We start from the raw sequence: 19,179 nt of genomic DNA on the forward strand, positions 1-19,179 counted from the left end.
ACAGGTCGTATCGACTTGGTGTTTTTTATTTTGTCTGAGTACTAACGATAGTGGCTAACTTGATTGTAAAACGCGGGTAATTTATCATTTGCATCTTACCATCAATTATCTGATAAACTTTGTCTGCCGTATTTTTTAACCTTAAGTCATGAGTAACTACAATAATAATTTTATTTCTCTTATGTGCTAAATCTCTGAGTAACTCGATTACTTTCATAGATCTATCCGTATCTAAGGCGGCTGTGGGTTCATCCGCTAAGATATAGTCAGGATCAGTGTATAATGCTCTAGCAATTGCCACACGTTGCTTTTGTCCACCAGAGAGTTGATTAGGATATTTTTTTAGGAGTTCTAAAAGTCCTAAATTAGATAGAAGTTCATGCATTTTTTGTTCAGTTAAATTTTGTTTTTTTAGTTTATCTACTAATTTAAACTGTTCTTCGACCGTTAAAAATGGAACTAAGTTATAAGATTGTAAAACAAATCCTATTTTTTCCAATCTTAATTTTGTTTGCTGTTTTTTGGATAAACTTTTAATTGTGCTGTCATTTATTTTTACGTCACCCTCAGTTGGTGTCTGCAGCCCGCCGGCTATAGTCAAAAATGTAGTTTTTCCTGATCCTGATGGCCCTACAACTAAAATAAGCTGACCACTTTCTGCTTTAAAATTAATATTTTCCAGCGCTACGTACCTACTACTCCCTTCTCCGAAAACTTTTGTCACCGATTCAAAAATTAGATTTGACATGCAATTAACCTCCAATAATTTTGTAAGGATCAACTTTGGCGATTTGACGAATAGGTATCAGTGCACCTAACAAGGACATAACGATAATACCAACTCCAGTTACAAAAACGTTACTTTTGTCAATCACAATTGGAACCTCGCTTGGTAATGTAAGAGCCGTTATTTCACCCAACATAATGGCTATGATAACGCCAACAATCGACATGACAAATGATTGAAATAACGTACTCAAAATAAGATATTGCGTTGAGACTCCTTGCGCCTTCAAGACACCTAAGTTGGGTAATTTTTGAACAGTCAGAATATACAAGAAAATTGAAATAACAATTAGAATAATAATATACAAAAAAGCAATCATGAAGTCGAATGTGAGTTGTTGTGCGCTATATCCAGGTAATTTCTTAATAAATGAGCTAATGCTCAATTGATTGGTCCCTTTTGGTATTTTTGAATTCTTTAACTTATTCTTGAATACCACAGCATTTGTTACACCTTTATTCAGTGGTTGAATAGTATCTTGTGAAATATAAACCACGGGAAGAGCACTTAAAGTTGCCCTGGGTGTAAAACCTGTAATTTTAATCTTCAATGATGAATTAGCAACTAACAAGTAGTCACCAATTTTGAATCCATCATTTTTGAATTTATCCGATACAACACTGTTATTATTTCTGATATTTTTACTACCACTTGTTATTTTCAATTTTTTAAATATGAATGATTTGGAATCAAGAGCTACTAATTGAGCATTCTCTTTTAATCCGTTTTCTGATTTTACAAGGGTACTATACTGTGAAATTCGGGTTCCATTATTTGGTAAACTAACAACCGTATCCTGTGAAAGAAAAGATTGTGGTAAACGTCCTTCAGAATCACTATTTAAGACAATACTTGAAGCATTCCACTCGTTAATTGCCGCTTTGTTTAGGTCAGCTAAACCAGTAGCTAAACCAGTAAGAATAATCAGAAGATAACTTACTAAAAATATAAGTGCCACTATTAGGCTATAACGCAATTTTTCATGTAACATTTCTTTAATAGCTAAAAACATAATGATCTCCTGTTATTAATTATATTTATTATTGACGAATCAAAGACGCTTTCTGAAGTCTTACCAGAAGGTTTACTTGTATTTGTTACGATGGCCAGTTCAGGAATTTCATTGTTTATTTGCCCAGATTCAAGGTCGTTTGAGAGCACTCTAATTGCGTCTCTTACTGAACTTGCTGGGATTTGAGCGGCTATATTCTTTACCTCCTTAACCTGAAAGTAATGCATTGAGCCATCCTCGTATCTTATATCTATATCATCTTGGCCCTCCACGTTGATCCACTCAACTTCCTTTATCCTTAAAATTAGCAAATACAGCGCAGCAAAGTCTTGATAATGAAAGCCTCTCTGAGTCCCCGAAGCGTTTGTACTGCCCACACTCATTCCGCCACCTCCAATCCGTAATGACAATTGACTTAAGCCAGGCGCTTTCTATCTTGCCAACCCTCGTTCGTCTCTTAACACCTTAAACGTCACCCCTGTATCCAGAGCCTCAAAATGCGCCTTCCCAGACCGAAGCTGCAACCGCTCGTGACCACGCAATGCTTCCTCATCAGGATTGGCTTTAGTATCCGCAACAAAATAAAGCCGCGTTCCGGCATCTTCCTCATACAAGATCGCCCAGTCAGGATTGTATGTTCCAAGCGGTGTCTTCACCTTGAACCAGTCAGGCATCTTAATATAGAACCTGACATTATCATCCTGCTCACAGTCCCGCGCGAATTGCTTTTCAGTGTCGGAGTCAGTGACGATGTAATTATAGACGGTTTTCCCGCCATCAACGGCCACGGCGTTACCTTCTTGTCCGTCGTGGTCCAAATAAGCATAAAGCGTCTCTGTCGTGAATAAGCGCTGTTCGTACTCGTCTCCGGTCTTTCGGTATTCAATCCCGTCAACCATCAGCTGACGTTTCTCCCAGTTAATCAACTTGGCAGCCTGCGTCATGTAGCTTTGTGGGTTCGCCTCAAACGCAGCTAAACTATCAACGCCGTTCAATATTTTGGCTAATGTTCGCCGAGTCAATTGTGTCTCATTCTGCAGGAATGTAAGAATATCAGGAAGCTCATATGGCGTCTGATCACTGCTCGATAGGCGTCGTTCGTGCGGATCATGTACTTCCATCCCGGCAGCAGTATTTTGAATCAGTGCCTTGGAGTAAGTGAAGTTTCCTTTGTGAGTCGTGATATCATTTAGTTTTTTCACTGCGCGATCAATCAGAGCTTCTGTGTCAAAATGCACACGATAAGTCGTCTTTTCCTTTATCCGGTCCCAAAGAGCAAGAAAATCATCACTCAGTGCTTCCTTATTCACATCTACCTCATGCCGATCAGCGCGGTTCCGGATTTCTAGAGACTTGATGTGTTTCTCCGCAATCGCCAGGACGGGTGCCTCAAATGGTGCATATTCTTCTGGTAGTTCTATTTGCTTATTCTTAATTGCACTTCTTAGCTTATCAGTGGCCTTGTGAGCAGTGTTCAAGAAGCCATCGTCTGTTAAGGCTTGCACTAGAGCTTTGGAACGCTTTTTACCGAGCACTTCTTGTTCGCCAGTAAATTCGTCTTTACTCAGAACAATCGTGGCAAACGTGTCTGGCCCAAATACGCCGAACTTAACGCCATCGTCGGCATATTCTTTCTGCAAGGTCTCGGCAAAGTCTTTATAGCTCTCGTTCGCCATCACCGTCAGCGTATTGACTTCAAAACCGGGGATTCGCCGTCCGGATTGATCAACAGCAATGCGCAGACCCCGACCCACTTTTTGTCGCTTAGTCATCGTGTCCTTCGTGTCCGCCAACGTACAGATCTGAAAAATATTAGGATTATCCCAGCCTTCACGAAGCGCGGAGTGAGAAAAGACGAAACGTAATTTATTAACGCTTGCCACCGCCCCCGCATTGGGATCGTATGCTGTCAGCAACCCCTCTTTGTCTTTCATAATCATACTGTACGTTGATTCATCCGCTGCCGTATCTCCACGCGTATTTTTGAAGCGTTTCTTACCGTCACGCGAAAAATATCCATCATGTACTTCTGAGACTGGCACCTTGGCATCACGGAGGCCGCTAAATTTTTTGGAATGAATTAAGGCGTTATATTCTTCTTCGAAGATCTTCGCATACTTACCAAGACTCGTGGTGCCATCATCGTTGTATTCACGGTAGTTCTCGACCTTATCCAAGAAAAACAGGCTGAGCACCTTTACTGGAATCTTGGCCTTCTGAAAGCGCAGTTCCTTCTCTAAGTGTTCCTGGATTGTCTGTTTGATTTGGTCGCGTTTCAAAGCTTCATCTTCTGCATTCGAAGAGGCTAAGGTTATCTCACTTGGCTCGCCAGAAAAATAGACGGTTTCAGCCCCCGGAGTCGTATCTATATCAGTGACAAATCCAACTTTACTGTATGTCTGAAGTTTAGTCTTGCTGGCAATATCCGTATCCTTCTTCACGGTTATGATTGCCTTATCAGCGTCTTGTTTAGTCTTCTTATAGACCTCAATTCGGGCAGAGATAGCGCCTTTCTTATTGTTCGTACTTACGAGACGCAAATATGCTCGATTGCCGTCCTCATCCATCTGGACACCAGCAACCTCAATTTGTTTAACCAATTGTTGGTCGTACGCCTCTACCGGCCCTAGTCGGTAAATAGTTGGATAACTTTCCTTGTGAGTGGCTGAGTACCTGAAACCAATACAAGGATTGAGCCTATTAATCGCAGCCTTCGCATTGGGAGTCCCATCTACCGACTGTGGTTCGTCAATAATCAATATAGGCCTGGTCTGTGCCAGAAAGTCAATCGGACGATCACCACCCAGCTTGTCGTTCTCCTGATTCATGACGTTAGTATCCTTATTGAACGCTTGAATGGTCGTGATCATGATTTGAATGTTGCTCGAGCTTGCAAACTCCCTCACTCGGTTGAGATCATTGCTGGAATAGACAAATGAGTCATAGATTGCACCATTGTATTGCGATGATAGATAACCACGCGTTATCTCGATAGACTTCTGCACCCCTTCACGTATGGCCACTGAGGGTACCACAATGATAAACTTCAAGAAGCCGTATTGTTTATTGAGCTCAAGAATCGTCTTCAAATAAACCAGCGTCTTCCCTGTGCCAGTCTCCATTTCAATATTGAAAGACGGGAATTGTTTATTCTCGCCCGTCAGTTCATCATCTGGGGCAATTCCGTTGCTAATCTGAATCTGCTGCATGTTCTTAATTAATTCAGCACGAGTAATATTGACGCTGTTGCCGACCCCAACCCCGTCTTGAGAAAAGAATGCGCCTTGTGCGTTTGAATTCGACAAAGTGAAATTAGCTTGCCGAACCGTTTGACCTTTGAATAATAGGGTGGCAGCTTGGACTGCCTGAAGCTGGTACTCCAGCTCATCAAACTTAATCTTCATTACAAGCACCCCCTATATCGACTGAATATCTGCATATTGAAAACCCGCATCGTTTAAAATTTCAATCGCGTTTAGTTTTTCACTATCGTCTTTGAAACCATTGTCTTGAAATACAACCGTAGCCCGTTCCATGTTAGAACGGCGAAAGTCGTCAGCGACTGCAGCGGCAGTAGATAACGTAATTGTTTGATTACCGAGAACAACATAAAGTACACCACCTGCGACAATGTACAGGTCAGCCCCATCAATGTGTCGCGTCTCAACCGGATAACTAAGATCAAGGCCTTGTTTAAGTATGACTTCAGTTAAAATGTCTTCACTAGAGCGACCTGTCACGAAATTTTCTTCTAAGAAGTCGATGCTGAAAACGGATGACTTTGCATTCCAACGAACAAGATTTGAATTTGCCACGGAATAAACCCTTACGCCACAATCAAAGGTTACCTCAGGATGTTCTTTAGCAATTGCCTCTCCAGCCAACTGAATACGTTTTTCGCCGATCTCCGTCAATTTACGATATCCATCTTTGTAGGCTTCACTTTTCTCACCTAGTTCTTCCGGTAACTGGACAAGAATATAACGCCTTGTCCCAGCATCTGCAGCATTCAGACGCATTGTTGCCTCCGCCGTAGTAGCTGAACCCGAGAAAAAGTCCATCACAATGGAGTCCGGATTTGAGTACAGTTGGAGCATTCGCTCAATGAGCTCAACCGGTTTGGGATAACTAAAGTAGGCTTTACCCGAAAATAGCTTTTTCAAATCTTGACTTGCTTTTTGCGAATGGCCAACGTCCTCATATTTCCAAATAGTCATTGGTGTTATGCTATCTTTAACTTCTGATAAAAAACGCTTGATTGCGGGAACATTTGAGCCGTCGGTTCCAAACCATATACGATTGTCCCGAACAAACTCTTCGAATCGGTTCTGTGACAAGCGCCAGCTATATCCACTAGGAGGAAACACTTTACGACCGCTCGGTGTGGTAATTGGGTAAATATTGCTATCGATAGCCGGTCCAACGGATGCATCACTTGGCTTCCACGGCCCACGGGGGTCATCGTCAATATTCTGATATCTGGAATTAGCATCTGCAGTTCTTGGAATTCCATGACTTTCAACCTTGCCTGCCGCCCGGGCATAGACCAAAATATAATCATGACTCTCCGAAAAATTCTTTTTTAAATTGACAGGTGAATACGCACGCTCCCAGATAACCTGTGCAAGAAAGTTCTGCTCGCCGAAGATTTCATCCATCATCTTCTTTAAATTTGCTTGTTCGCTGTCATCAATACTGACAAAAATCACACCGTCATCTCTCAAAAAAGTCTGTGCCAATTTCAACCGACTGTACATCATGTTTAACCAATCAGTGTGGAACTTTCCATTTGACTCTGTATTGGTTGCGTAATGTGAACCCAAAGAATCAGTCTGGTTAGTCTCAGCCAGATAAGAATCTGTATCAGTGGAGAAGTCATCGTGATACACAAAATCCTTGCCCGTGTTGTAAGGTGGATCAATATAGATTACCTTCACCTTGTGAGCGTAACTCTTCTGAATTATCTTTAGAGCGTCTAAGTTATCTCCCTCAATGTAGATATTGCCTGTATTTTCCCAGTCTAATGAAGATTGTTTCTGCGGTAGGAGTGTCTTCATCGTTGGCCGTTGGGCGGTTTGCATTGAAGCAAGTTTCCCATGCCACGTAAACTTGTACTTTTCTTCAGATTCATCGACCTCTTCACCAAGAATCGTTTTCAACACGTCGAAGTCAATTTTCCCTTCAGTAACAACCTCCGGGAAAAGGGTCTTTAATTGATTAATATTCTCTGCTGTCATATCAGATGAAGTTCCCTCCATTGGCTTAAAGCTACGATCTTTTGTCATAATTTTCTCCCCCTTAGTCTGACAATAATTGATTAAGTGATTTTTTCTTCTCAGCAAGCTGTACCTGCAATTCGACTCTCAGATTAAGCTGGTTCTCTTTTATAACTTTGGCTTGCAGCGTTTCGACCTCAGACTGTAAGCGTAAAATTTCAGAGTAACCGTTGATTTCGATGTCCATCGGTGATTTATTAAAATCGGCTTGAAGCGTCACTGATAAGACCCGACTTTGAATTTCCTTATAATATTCAAAGAGCGTTGTTCCGGGTTCTCGTTTAGTGACCAGCATTGAATCGATAAAATCATTGCTCAGGATGCTTGAAATGACGACTCGTTCTATGTCCATCTCACACGCCTTGCCACAACTATATTCTGCAACACCAACTGTGATTCGATTGTCAAGGTCAAAGAAAATGATTAGTGGATACGGAATAGCAGAATTAATCTGGCGAAATATTGCTTCTTCTCTGTCACTGTTCCTGACCCGGACGTAGAACACTTCGATTTCTTCAAATGGTGTCTCGCCATCATTAGTAACCGTAAATCCGCTATTATTCGGACGCACACTACTCAACCAATAGACTGTGTCTACATCTGTCTGTATCAGTCCTTGCCCCTTTGATGATGACAAATGTTCATAAAACTGACGCTTAGGAACGTTTCGGTTGATTACTGTTGGCTGCGGAAGGCGCAATATTTTAATCAGATCACTTGTTTCCATCAGGGGCCTCCTCAACAATCAAAAATGAAATCAGTTCAAAGTCGCTTTCCTGTGCAACTGCGTCGGCAGCATCCATAGCAGTCCCACCTGGGCTAAATAGCGAATTAATGCCCACCTCAATTTTCTTTCCCTTAATTGACTGAATTGCCTCATTCAGCAGTTCAGAGTAGTGACTCATATCGCGCCCACCATTAGTCTCGGCATTAAAACGCGTAAGTGCGTCCTCTAAAATACCAGTTTGCCCCAGACACAAACGCTTAAAGTAATCAAGAATCTGCTTTGCGTACATGTAATTCAACTTCACTTCTCCGTCTGTCGACATGTATACCAGCAAGAATGGAGCAAGACTATTATCCTGACGTTGAATTTCACCAGATTGACGCAACACAAGAATCACCCCGGGTACAGCCTCATTTAACAGGCTTGCAGAGGTGACGGCGTACATCCCCTTGGGGGCGCGGTTTAACTCCGCTTCGTGTTCCTTTAAGGCCCCCGTCAAGTCCTGTTTGAACTCATTGAAAGTTAAATCTGTGATCGAGATGGAGCCATTCATGTCTTCGAGATCCACCACTTCATTCTGCAATTGTTGCAGCTGCTCTCGCCGATAATCGAGGTCCGTATGTTCGCGTTCAGTCTGCAGAACATTATCGTCCCCTGTCGCAGACACATCCAGCAGCGTCATTCTGCTCCGTACTCTGTCTTCCAAATCAAGATAGACGTCAAGATCCACATCTGGCCAGAAATTAACAAGTTGGATTTGAGAATTCTTAGATCCGATTCGATCGATTCGACCAAATCGCTGAATGATTCGCACCGGGTTCCAATGAATGTCATAGTTCACGAGGTAGTCCGCGTCCTGCAAATTTTGGCCTTCCGAGATAGCATCGGTAGCAATCAGGACATCGATTTCTTCCGGTGCACGCCTGTCGTCGGCATCGCGCTGCTTCGCTAACGGAGCAAAGTTAAGCAGTATGTCGTTCATGTCCGTCACTTTCACGCCAGTCATATTCGTCTTATTCTTCGACTGACCACCTGTAATCAGCGCTGTATTAAGTCCGTACTTTGATTTGATAGTTGTCGCTAAATTATCGTACAAATAAGCAGCCGTATCCGCGAAAGCCGTAAAAATAATAATCTTCTTATTATTGACGTTGAGCGGGTGCTGCCATTTTTCTTCCATCAGTCCGTATAAATCGGCGAGTTTTGCATCCTTCTCTGGTTTAACTGCGGTTGCATCGTTTGCAAGGTTTCGAAGAATGTCACGATCATCCTCGAGATCCTGACGCCAGCGAATTCTATCAATATCGCCTATTAAGATTTTGACCTTTTTACCTACCGCTTCAGCATCAAACGCATCCGCGATATCGTCATCATCTTCGAAAGCCGTAATACTAGCCAGTTCGTCAACGTTCTGGTTAGCCTCATCAATTTTTCTGATTGCATCGTCAACGGAATCCAGCATTCTCTGAAGTGTCAGTCCGAATGAATTGACTGAGCTTTCAAGCCGCTTCAGCAAGTTAGTGCGAATTAAACCCGTTAAGGCCTGCTCACGATCTTCTTGCCGGAATGTGGCATTGCCTCTTCCAGTCTTAGTATCGTAAAGAGCGGCATACTTAGCCTTTTTATTCGGCATAACGTATGCCATTGGCTGAAATAATGCTAACCGCAACCGTCCAATCGATTCGTACGTATCGTTGAGTGGCGGGAACTGTCCTGATAAATCGATTTGAGACTTGATGGTCTTTGGTCGTAGTCGTATTGGAAAGCTGCCGAGTGCGGAAGAATCATAGAATTTTTCAATATGCTTCCGACTACGGGCAATCGTAAATCTATCTAGTATCTCAAAATAGCCAGGATTAACCATGTCTAGGAAACGCTGGGTGGTGCGCTTGCTCGGCTGAAGTAGTGACCACTCGTTAAAACGCGTTTGAGCGCGACGCAACTCCTCGTCGATATTTGCAACCCCGTACTTACGTAGTGCATGCTCGTCGCCCTCCGTAATGAAGTTAATCTGGTTTTTAATGTCATTCATGCGATTGTTGACCGGTGTTGCTGATAGCATCAGTACCTTCGTCTTTGTGCCTTGCTTGATGATGTCTTCCATCAAACGCTCGTAGCGACTCTGACGGCCATCGTAATGATTATTGTTACGGAAATTATGTGACTCATCAATCACGACAAGATCATAATTCGCCCAGTTCAACGTGGACAAATTGATATCCCCAGAATAACCCGAGGTGCGACTTAAATCGGTATGATTCAGAACGTCAAAACCAAATCGGTCAGCAGCAAGGAAGTTCGTCTTAGTGTTCTGCGTCCACGTCACCCAGTTCTCACGTAAACGTTTCGGTGCCAGCACCAAGACGCGATCATTTCTCAATTCGTAATACTTGATAACTGCTAGGGCGGAGAAGGTCTTCCCCAAACCAACTGAATCTGCCAACAGCGCCCCATTATATTTCTCTAATTTTTCAATCAGCCCGACGACGCCATCTCGCTGAAATGGGTACAGTGCATTCCATACCTTTGTCTCTTTGAAACCGGTACCCTTCCGAATGATATTGTCTTCATCCAACTCGTCCAGACGATCGTTAAATAAATGGTAGAGCGACACGAAATAGAGCCATTCTGGGCTCTTCTCCTGGGCCATTTTTTGAATTCTATCAATGACGGACTGGTCGACTGAGACAGTTTTGCTCTTGTCATTCCAGGCTGAATTAAATGAGTCTGTCATGCTCGCATTCACCTCAGACAGGTTCATTAATGCTGTCATTGGCGTAAGATTACTCGACTCTGTTAAACCGATACCATCTCCCGTAAAGCTAAAAGTGCTTTGAATGACAAAGGAGCTTGCACCCTCTGTATTACCATTAAGAATCAACATTGGGGCCATTGTCGTTTGCCCTTTAATCTTCTTGAACTCAATCTTTCGCTTGATCATCTTTGAAATATCTTTAGCGATGGACGCATTCATCATCTGATTGCGAAGTCGAATCTCATAGTTATTACCCGCAATCTGATTCCGTTTCTGGGCAATCTCATAACGCCGTAAATAATCAGATACTGGTTGTTCAAAAATATCTTCTGTAAGGATTATCCTAACCCGACTCAATTTTCTAAGCTGACCCATCAACGCATTTAAGGCAAAGATAGAAAAGGCTGGCGTTACAATGTCTAGGGAGCTCCCTGAGGCAATACTGGTCTGCAATAAATGTAGAACAGTATTGTCACCTTGATTTGTAATAACTTTAACTGGGTTACTCTCTGACATGCTATTACCTCTTTCCGGTTAATTTCTACTCGTTGGTGCAAATGCTGATCATGCGCTCGGTACACAAACCATTGAATATTGGGAAGTATAATTCACACATCAGAATGCTAACCCAAGTATTTATTTTCGGCTCTCCGACTTAATACTAACGATATCGCCAAGATCAACATTTAGAGCTTCGCCAATTTTGATGAGTGACTCCATCGAAACCGGCTGGTCTTTTCCTAACTTTGCGATGACATTTGCGCTCACACCAGCTTGCTCTTTCAACTGTGTTTTATTGATGTCTTGGTCAATTAAGGTCTTCCATAGTCCTTTATATGAAATCGTCATCATGCCACCTCACTTATCATTTTAGTATATCATTAACTAGCAATATTAGCTCACGGATTCGTGATGTAATCTTTTATTTTATGTAGAAATATTTGCATATTGGATTCCCATGTACCTCATCCGATTTATAATCGATTAAATCTATAAAAATATTCAGCTCGGCTGCGCCGATCGACCATAAATCCAAACGCATATTCAGCTCACTGTAACGTGTTACCAACAAGAACACTGTCTTAGTAAATGGATCTCATTGAATTGGATCCTCACCAATGCTGGCTCTATCGCAGTATCTGTTACGCTGTATCTCAACCCGGCTCTATAGGTTACGCACTCAAACCATCGGCATTTTTACCGATGGTTTTTATTTTGTGTCATTTACACAAAAATATATTGAAACCGGTTTCACATCTCGATTTTTTTTCGTCTGTTATTAAGAAGAACTCAAAATATTAGGAGGTTATCACGATGAGTAGCGAACGTGAAGTGTCAAAGATGTTCATCAGGTATGTTCAAGACGGGTTAAGAAACGAACGCATCGATCGATACCGCGCCAGTCGAAGACTGATTAATACAACACCGCTTGAAGACTGGTTACTTGAAGAAATCCGCGAGCCTTACCATCTCCAAGATTTCACCTTGACCCTTGAGGAAATTGCAGAGTTGGAGAATTTTGTTAATGATGATCGCTTGTCAAAGGCCGTCGCAACTCTTTCAACAGCTGATAAGATGGTTTTGTATCAGTATTACTACGATGAACTCAACGACGTGGAGATCGGTAGTCAGGTAGGTATAACTAGCCAAGGAGCAAATAAGCGCAGGCGGCGCGCATTGCAAAGGATTAAGGCAGTATACGAAAATATGTAGCGCGTGCGGAGGAGTATTCAATGCATTACACACAGATCGATAACCTGATCCCGGTTATCTTGGCAGCGCAGGGTGGAGATGATGAGGCAATGTCCCAACTACTAAGAATGTTCAATCACGACTTCAACCGTGAGGCGGCATTTGGAAAAAGCTATGTCGATCCGGATTTGAAGCAAGAACTTCAAATTAAATTTATGTACATCGTCAAACACTTCAACGTTGAAAAGCATTTGGCAGAGTCGTCCACAAACTCAAGTCGGAAACTCAAGTTCACGTCATTAAATAATAATTAATTTCGGATATGGTTTCATTTCCGAACTCACCTGTCGTCTGATATATCAGAGGCAGGTTTTTATTTGGCCCGCCATGTCCTTTGATAACTTAATAGCATCATTCAGCAACGAAGGCTCCGCAACGCCATGACCTCTCACGAGCGAGCGACTAACCCAGTGAGCCGGATACTTGTACGTCACCCTGACGAAACGAGGGAAAGAGGCTCTCTTTGAGATTCTCGATAGCCGATTGGAATCGGACTGAATGATGAACTGTTCTTCACAACATCAGTTTCGCCAACACTGCGAAGAAGGAGGTGTGTCATATTTTAGCGCAAGCAATAGAAGCGCCAATCGATTTTCCAATGGACGATCAGAACGTGATTGCGATTCGTAACGCTTTGTCTACCTTGTTTCTCGATGAAGTTAACAGGGCTCGCGAAGAACAATCACAGCATGATCGGTACCTGTTGAAGATGGACCGAAATGGTGGACTTCATCGATGTGAACCGGCTAGAAAAAGCTATTTCCTCCATCGGCAGTCCCAAAAAGGAACGGCTCGCCACTCGTCGCAAGATGACTGGCGAATCACTTTCCGCTGATGAAATGGTGGCTTGGCTCGACGCTGCCAACACAGATCACGAAAACGGCAAGTTAAGTGATCAAGATTATCTGTTACTTCTCCTTACACTCCACCTCGGAGATCGCAAGGGTGAATCATACGGATTGCAATGGAAGCACGTTGACTTCAACACCGGCTATGTTCTGATTGTTCAAGCACTCAAGAAAAGCGGTAAGGTCGGTCCAACCAAGGCCAAGAAGGAAACCTCCCACGCTTTACCGCCGACTTTGATCCCGATGTTGAAAGCATGGCACGACAAACAAGCCATTGAACTCGCAGAAGTAAACCTAGAGTCTGGGCCAAACCAGTTTCTGTTTACCTACACGAACTTCCAAGGTGGGATCAACCAACCGTTACATGCCGACTATCTCAACTATCGTCTGAATTCAATCTATAAGCGCCACCCTGACCTCGTTCGGGTCACACCGCACAAGTTGCGGCATACGTTCTCAACACTTGCACGTCAAGGTGGTGCCAGCTTACAGCTGATCTCCGAAGCACTGTCACATTCCAGCATCAAGACCACGCGCGTGTATGTCAACACGCCTGATATTGTTGGTCTGGATGTTCATGATAAGTTCGCTGAACGAATCGCACAAGCAAGAGCGAACTCACTCGCACAGGAAATGAAACTCAGCGAAATCCATTAAAATTGACGCACAAAAGAACGTAAGACTAGGACACGCGCCCCAAAAATTCTTGGAGCCAGGATTTCTCAAGCGAAAGACGCGCACAAATTACGCCCTAATTGAGGGGTCAAAAAAGTGGCTCGCCCTAATTGGGATAACCACTTTCCGAGTTCGAGATATGCTTGAAACGTTGTCGTAGCAACGTTTCCATCTCGATAGCATAACTCTATTACCGTTTGCTAAATTGTGATGCTTTACGCGCCTTCTTGAGACCGTACTCTTTAAAATCCTCGATAGCCGGTTGGAACCGGGCTGAATGATGACGAAACACGTATTGTTTTTTGCACCAGGTATTGTTGCACGTAACTTTTGGATGGTAGACTGGAGCATCGGTACGATCCGTGCTCCCCGGAAAGGAGAAGAATATGGTTCACGTGATCACGATGACGAAACACGAACTGGTTGCTCTTGGGTATGGTGCCTCACGCGCACAGGACATTATTAGACGCGCTAAGCTGCTGATGGTACGCAAAGGTGTTCCCTACTACAAAAGCCCGAAGCTCGGACGCGTACCGGTAACTGCTGTTGAAGAAATACTGGGTCTCCAAATTAGCACGCGCACGTTGGCGGAACTCGCCAAAACCATGCACTCCGAAGCAACAAAGGAGAAATAAAACATGGCTACAACTAAAGACCCAATCAAAACACGCAAGAATGGTACTTTCTACTTCCGCGCCTACCTCGGGGTTGACCCTAAAACGGGCGAGAAGATCCAGAAGCAGGTTGGTGGCTTCACGACACGTCGTGATGCACGCAAAGCCTACAAGGAAATGGTCGGTGGCGGTGTAGAGAAAGTTGTCGCGGAACGTGACCAACAACACATTCAATTCAAACAATTCTGGGAAGAATTCTTTCTTCCGTGGTACAAGAACCAAGTGAAGCCGCAAACCTACGACAGTCGGCGTTCCAGTTTGAAGCACTTCAAGATGTTTGAGCACATGTACATGGACAAGATTAAGCCGGTGGACATACAGAAATGGCAGAACCAAATGACCTGTCAAGTAAGTAAAAGTTACACTCGCTTAGTCCAATGCATGCTATCACGCGTCTTTCAACGAGCCATTGTACTCGGCTTCATGAATGAGAACCCCACCAAGACCGTCGGCAACGTTAAGAAAGTGAAGAACCAAGTGGACTTCTGGACGAAGGAAGAATTCGAGGCGGTCATTAAGACCTTCTATATCGAAGACTTCTACCAGCACTTCTGCTTCTTCACTCTCTGGTTTCTGTTTATGACTGGTATGCGCATTGGTGAAGCAACCGCCCTGCAATGGGACGACATCGACTTTGAGGAAGGCACAGTTCGGATCAACAAGACGCTGTGGTTACGCAGCTACACGAACTACTCCTTCTCCACACCGAAGACCAAAGCCAGCAATCGCACGATTCCACTGGACGCAAAAACGCTTGAGCTTCTCTCCAATTGGAAGAAAGCACAAGCGCTTGAGTGTAAAACGGATTTTGTTCTATCGTTCAACGGCGTTCCTACTCGCCGCGATCTGGTCATGCGAATCATTAAGCGGCATGCAGCTCTGGCAGGAGTCCATCGCATCCGCGTTCATGCTTTACGGCATTCACATGCTTCGCTATTGATCAGTCTGGGTGAGAACCCACTGGTGATTAAAGAACGCCTCGGCCACGAAGATATTCAGACGACGCTCGGAACTTACGGGCATTTATATCCGAATATGAACTTTGAGGCCGCCAAACGGCTGAATGGTCTAGTCGAAATTTCGACCGCTAAATCAGACGTGGCGCAGGTTCAAAACAACGGTGTTACCGCTGGACTTGCACCAGAAGTTGCACGATAGTTGCACGAACGGGTTAGGCAGTCATCAAAACGTTGATATACCGGCGTTTATAAGCCGATTCTGTCTATTCCCATTCGATTGTTGCCGGTGGCTTGGAAGTAATATCATACACAACGCGATTAACATGTGCAACTTCATTAACAATCCGTACGGAAATCTTTTGTAAGACGTCCCATGGAATTTTGGCGAAGTCGGCGGTCATGCCGTCGATTGAAGTAACGGCGCGGATGCCGACGGTGTAGTCGTAAGTCCGGCCATCGCCCATGACGCCGACGCTGCGGATGCCTGGCAAGACGGTGAAGTATTGCCAAACTTCGCGTTCGAGGCCAGCATTTTTGATTTCTTCACGGAGAATCAAATCTGAATCGCGAACGATTTGTAATTTGTCTTCAGTAATCGCACCGATTACACGAATGCCCAAGCCAGGGCCGGGGAATGGTTGCCGCCAAACTAAATTGCTTGGCATGCCCAAACGTTCGCCCAGTTCACGCACTTCATCCTTGAACAAAGTCCGCAAAGGTTCGATCAGCTTGAAGTGCATTTCTTTTGGCAAACCACCAACGTTATGATGGGACTTGATGGTCTGGGCCGTGCTGGTACCACTTTCGATGACATCAGTGTACAGCGTGCCTTGAGCCAAGAAGTCAATGCCGTCTAATTTGATGGCTTCGTCATTGAAAACTTCGATAAATTCCTTACCGATAATTTTCCGCTTCTGTTCAGGGTCAGTCACGCCGGCCAACTTGCCTAAGAAACGCTTGCTGGCATCGACTTTGATAATGTTCAAGCCAAATTTACCTTCAAGGCTGGCCATTACTTCGTCAGCTTCATTCTTCCGCAATAAACCATGGTCAACAAAAATGCTGGTCAATTGGTCGCCAATTGCTTTGTGCAACAGCACGCCAACAACACTGGAATCAACCCCGCCGGATAAACCAAGCAAGACTTTTTTATCGCCAACAGTTTCACGAATCTTAGCGATTTGTTGGTCGATGAAATCGTTCATTGACCAGTTAGGCCGCGCGCCAGCAATGTCGAAAGTAAAATGACGCAGAATTTCATTACCATATTCAGTGTTGCGCACTTCAGCATGGAACTGAATGCCGTACATTTTCTTCTCATCATCAGCAAAGGATGAAATTGGCGCGTTTTTGCTTGTGGCAACCACGTGGAAACCAGTTGGCACTTCGCGGACCAAGTCACCATGACTCATCCAAACAGATTGAGAAGCAGGCAAATCCTTGAATAATGGACTCTTGGCGTCAGCCACTTCGATCTGCGCCTTGCCATATTCGCGATTGTCAGCTGATTCAACCCGACCGCCCAACTTGTAAGCCATCAATTGCATTCCGTAACAAATCCCCAAAATTGGAATTCCCAACTCGAAAATTTCCGGATCAACACTGAAAGCTTTCTCGTCGTAAACGCTCATTGGACCACCAGAGAAAATAATTCCCTGAGGATTCATCTTCTTCACTTCTGCTGCCGTAATGGTGTTGGGAAGCAATTCGGAATAGACGCCAAAATCGCGAATCCGCCGAGTGATGAGCTGATTATATTGACTGCCATAATCTAAAACAATGATTTTATCGACATTTTGTAAGTCGGCTGCCGCCATTTTTGTCACACTCCATTTATGAATTTAATCGTGCATTAAAACTAAGATAACTGTTACTATCATAACGATTTTTAAAGAAAATCGCAATTGCTTTTTTAAGAGTGTTCGGAGCGACGCACTTTTGGCGTAGCCTAATTTCGATAATTTGCTTGGGCGATGCCAATCAACCGAGCAAATTATCAAATTAGGCATAGCCATTTGTCGCTCCGAACACGTTTCAGCACTGAAAAAAATAAAACCCAAGAATGGAGGTAAAGCAGAATTGAGTCTGACTCCATTGCGGGCTTGCTGGTTGTGGAACGCGGCCGGCATCGATTTGAGCTTATTGCTGTGCAACAATCTCAAATACGAGCCTTTGTCTAACCGCTGAAGCGGCAAGACAAATTTGGCGGCTGACAACCACGCCCTCCATTCCGTCTGGAGTTGACTTAGAGCATGTCATATTGTGTCGCAATAAATCCAAGCTTGGCGGGATTTGGATGATCATTTTTAAATTTATTAAAATGCTAAACCACCAAATTTTTGAATCCACAAAATAGACACACGACAAATTTGAATATTTGCCGTGTGTCTAAACTGACTTTTCGTAAAATAACCTAATTTACTTCAAATCCTACAAAAAACTCAATCCTCGATTGGATTGAGTTTTATTTTTTATTTTAATATCGCCGCAGCCCAATTTTATCAATCACATGATGTTGAGTCTTGTGCAAAATCAAATCGGCACGATTGCGGGTTGGTAAAATGTATTCGCGTAAGTTCTTCAAGTTAACATCTCGCCACACGCGATGAGCCATTTTCAAGGCTTCGTCACGGTCACCGATGGCGTATTGATAGTAATGATTCTGGGGGTCTTGCAACGCCGTGTCCAGCAAGACCTTGAAGCGATCTAAATACCACTCCTCAATTAAATCTGGTTTAGCATCCACATAAATTGAGAAATCGAAATAGTCGCTGACATAAATTTGCTGATTGCTGGGCAGCTGCAAGACGTTGATTCCCTCAACAATCAAAACATCTGGCTGATCAATAATATCGGGATGATCATTCAACACATCATAAACCTGATGAGAATAGCGGGGCACCGCAATCTTCGGCTGATTGGATTTGACTTGATCCAAGAAAGTCAGCAATTTTTCCATGTCGTAACTTTCAGGGAAACCCTTACGCTCAAGAATCCCCTGGCGCTGCAATTCAGCATTAGGATACAAAAAACCATCGGTGGTAATCAACTGCACTTTTTGATTAGGCAACGAACGACTGAGCAATAATTGCAGCAAGCGCGCCGTGGTGCTTTTACCAACGGCCACACTGCCGGAAATGCCAATCAAAAACGGCGTATGCGTTGGCGCCACGCCACGAAAATCAGCACGATCTTCCACCAAATGCTGATAATGATGCAGATAAATGTGCAACAAATGCCGCAATGGCACATAAATTTCTTGAACGTCCTTCAAGGAAATCCGGTCGTTCAAAGCCGCAATTGAGTGTAATTCTTCCTGAGTAACGGTGTTTAATTGATTCTTCCCGTGAAAATTACGCCACTCATCACGGGTGTAATAATTATAGTTTTCCGGTAAGGCCATTTCGCGTTAACTCCCACTAGCAAATTTCTGGCCATCACGGTCAGGATTGAAGCGTTGTTGCTGAAATAAAAACAGAATTGTGTTATCCGTTTTGTAGTCACACTGCTTCCCTTCAGGAATGGTGGTTGCTGAGCGATTTTAAGGTCGTGGAACGCTGTGGGCATCGATTGACGACAATTAAAAATCAAATTGTCTTCAATGCGAACCTTATTCTAAGTGCTGAAGCACTAAGAATAATTTCACAGCTGACGACAATCGCTCAGCAACCACCTGTGTCAACTAACAAAACTGATCACCACTATTTTTTCAAA

15 protein-coding genes are annotated in these 19,179 nt (G+C 43.6%); 5 read left to right on the top strand and 10 right to left on the bottom strand.

Going from position 1 to position 19,179, the window contains the following annotated elements; genetic code table 11:
- Window positions 1–25: 25 nt before the first annotated feature.
- The 8 genes from EKM82_RS10535 to EKM82_RS10570 form a co-directional block, all read right to left on the bottom strand.
- A complete protein-coding gene (locus EKM82_RS10535) occupies window positions 26–748 on the bottom strand; it encodes an ABC transporter ATP-binding protein (RefSeq protein ID WP_125769164.1) in 723 nt (240 codons plus the stop codon).
- Between the two features lie 4 nt (window positions 749–752).
- Window positions 753–1,799, bottom strand: coding sequence for an ABC transporter permease (locus EKM82_RS10540; protein WP_125581994.1), 1,047 nt, complete (start codon window positions 1,797–1,799; stop codon window positions 753–755).
- Window positions 1,790–2,182 (bottom strand): dsDNA nuclease domain-containing protein, encoded by a 393-nt coding sequence (locus EKM82_RS10545; protein ID WP_125581996.1) that lies wholly within the window; start codon window positions 2,180–2,182, stop codon window positions 1,790–1,792. The genes EKM82_RS10540 and EKM82_RS10545 overlap by 10 nt, the downstream gene beginning before the upstream one ends.
- Window positions 2,183–2,230: 48 nt before the next feature.
- Window positions 2,231–5,203 carry a restriction endonuclease gene (locus EKM82_RS10550; RefSeq protein ID WP_125769167.1) on the bottom strand — a complete coding sequence of 991 codons (2,973 nt, stop codon included), beginning with the start codon at window positions 5,201–5,203 and terminating at the stop codon, window positions 2,231–2,233.
- 12 nt (window positions 5,204–5,215) lie between these two features.
- Complete coding sequence (locus EKM82_RS10555; protein ID WP_225419726.1) at window positions 5,216–7,084, bottom strand: site-specific DNA-methyltransferase; 1,869 nt, start codon at window positions 7,082–7,084, stop codon at window positions 5,216–5,218.
- 13 nt (window positions 7,085–7,097) lie between these two features.
- Window positions 7,098–7,802 (bottom strand): DUF4391 domain-containing protein, encoded by a 705-nt coding sequence (locus tag EKM82_RS10560; RefSeq protein ID WP_125769170.1) that lies wholly within the window; start codon window positions 7,800–7,802, stop codon window positions 7,098–7,100.
- Window positions 7,789–11,073: a helicase-related protein gene (locus tag EKM82_RS10565; RefSeq protein WP_125769173.1), complete on the bottom strand. Its 3,285-nt coding sequence runs from the start codon at window positions 11,071–11,073 to the stop codon at window positions 7,789–7,791. The genes EKM82_RS10560 and EKM82_RS10565 overlap by 14 nt, the downstream gene beginning before the upstream one ends.
- 120 nt (window positions 11,074–11,193) lie before the next feature.
- Window positions 11,194–11,406, bottom strand: a complete 213-nt coding sequence (locus EKM82_RS10570; RefSeq protein WP_125769176.1) for a helix-turn-helix domain-containing protein — start codon at window positions 11,404–11,406, stop codon at window positions 11,194–11,196.
- A 465-nt stretch (window positions 11,407–11,871) separates the two neighbouring features.
- Here EKM82_RS10570 and EKM82_RS10575 point away from each other — a divergent pair, with 465 nt between their 5' ends.
- The 5 genes from EKM82_RS10575 (at window position 11,872) to EKM82_RS10600 (ending at window position 15,664) form a co-directional block, all read left to right on the top strand.
- A complete protein-coding gene (locus EKM82_RS10575; protein WP_125769179.1) occupies window positions 11,872–12,270 on the top strand; it encodes an RNA polymerase sigma factor in 399 nt (132 codons plus the stop codon).
- Between the two features lie 20 nt (window positions 12,271–12,290).
- Window positions 12,291–12,563 carry a helix-turn-helix domain-containing protein gene (locus tag EKM82_RS10580; protein WP_125769182.1) on the top strand — a complete coding sequence of 91 codons (273 nt, stop codon included), beginning with the start codon at window positions 12,291–12,293 and terminating at the stop codon, window positions 12,561–12,563.
- Window positions 12,564–13,028: 465 nt separating this feature from the next.
- On the top strand, window positions 13,029–13,814 hold the full coding sequence (locus tag EKM82_RS10590; protein WP_225419727.1) for a site-specific integrase: 786 nt from the start codon (window positions 13,029–13,031) through the stop codon (window positions 13,812–13,814).
- 404 nt (window positions 13,815–14,218) lie between these two features.
- A complete protein-coding gene (locus EKM82_RS10595; RefSeq protein WP_014566586.1) occupies window positions 14,219–14,467 on the top strand; it encodes a DUF3173 family protein in 249 nt (82 codons plus the stop codon).
- 3 nt (window positions 14,468–14,470) lie between these two features.
- A complete protein-coding gene (locus EKM82_RS10600) occupies window positions 14,471–15,664 on the top strand; it encodes a site-specific integrase (protein ID WP_125769185.1) in 1,194 nt (397 codons plus the stop codon).
- Between the two features lie 64 nt (window positions 15,665–15,728).
- Here the strand turns inward: EKM82_RS10600 and guaA are convergent, their stop codons facing one another.
- Window positions 15,729–17,282: a glutamine-hydrolyzing GMP synthase gene (gene guaA, locus EKM82_RS10605; protein WP_125769188.1), complete on the bottom strand. Its 1,554-nt coding sequence runs from the start codon at window positions 17,280–17,282 to the stop codon at window positions 15,729–15,731.
- Window positions 17,283–17,941: 659 nt separating this feature from the next.
- Window positions 17,942–18,868, bottom strand: a complete 927-nt coding sequence (gene coaA, locus EKM82_RS10610) for a type I pantothenate kinase (RefSeq protein WP_125769192.1) — start codon at window positions 18,866–18,868, stop codon at window positions 17,942–17,944.
- Between the last annotated feature and the right edge of the window lie 311 nt (window positions 18,869–19,179).

This window comes from Lapidilactobacillus wuchangensis, assembly GCF_003946645.1.
In the GTDB taxonomy this organism is placed as follows: domain Bacteria; phylum Bacillota; class Bacilli; order Lactobacillales; family Lactobacillaceae; genus Lapidilactobacillus; species Lapidilactobacillus wuchangensis.

Bases quoted from the DNA above. Each gene is read 5' to 3' on its own strand.
- guaA (WP_125769188.1), bottom strand. From the start codon at position 17,282: ATGGCGGCAGCCGACTTACAAAATGTCGATAAAATCATTGTTTTAGAT.
- EKM82_RS10570 (WP_125769176.1), bottom strand. From the start codon at position 11,406: ATGACGATTTCATATAAAGGACTATGGAAGACCTTAATTGACCAAGAC.
- EKM82_RS10590 (WP_225419727.1), top strand. From the start codon at position 13,029: ATGGTGGACTTCATCGATGTGAACCGGCTAGAAAAAGCTATTTCCTCC.
- EKM82_RS10555 (WP_225419726.1), bottom strand. From the start codon at position 7,084: ATGACAAAAGATCGTAGCTTTAAGCCAATGGAGGGAACTTCATCTGAT.
- EKM82_RS10565 (WP_125769173.1), bottom strand. From the start codon at position 11,073: ATGTCAGAGAGTAACCCAGTTAAAGTTATTACAAATCAAGGTGACAAT.
- EKM82_RS10550 (WP_125769167.1), bottom strand. From the start codon at position 5,203: ATGAAGATTAAGTTTGATGAGCTGGAGTACCAGCTTCAGGCAGTCCAA.
- EKM82_RS10600 (WP_125769185.1), top strand. From the start codon at position 14,471: ATGGCTACAACTAAAGACCCAATCAAAACACGCAAGAATGGTACTTTC.
- EKM82_RS10595 (WP_014566586.1), top strand. From the start codon at position 14,219: ATGGTTCACGTGATCACGATGACGAAACACGAACTGGTTGCTCTTGGG.
- EKM82_RS10580 (WP_125769182.1), top strand. From the start codon at position 12,291: ATGCATTACACACAGATCGATAACCTGATCCCGGTTATCTTGGCAGCG.
- EKM82_RS10535 (WP_125769164.1), bottom strand. From the start codon at position 748: ATGTCAAATCTAATTTTTGAATCGGTGACAAAAGTTTTCGGAGAAGGG.
- EKM82_RS10540 (WP_125581994.1), bottom strand. From the start codon at position 1,799: ATGTTTTTAGCTATTAAAGAAATGTTACATGAAAAATTGCGTTATAGC.
- EKM82_RS10560 (WP_125769170.1), bottom strand. From the start codon at position 7,802: ATGGAAACAAGTGATCTGATTAAAATATTGCGCCTTCCGCAGCCAACA.
- EKM82_RS10575 (WP_125769179.1), top strand. From the start codon at position 11,872: ATGAGTAGCGAACGTGAAGTGTCAAAGATGTTCATCAGGTATGTTCAA.
- EKM82_RS10545 (WP_125581996.1), bottom strand. From the start codon at position 2,182: ATGAGTGTGGGCAGTACAAACGCTTCGGGGACTCAGAGAGGCTTTCAT.
- coaA (WP_125769192.1), bottom strand. From the start codon at position 18,868: ATGGCCTTACCGGAAAACTATAATTATTACACCCGTGATGAGTGGCGT.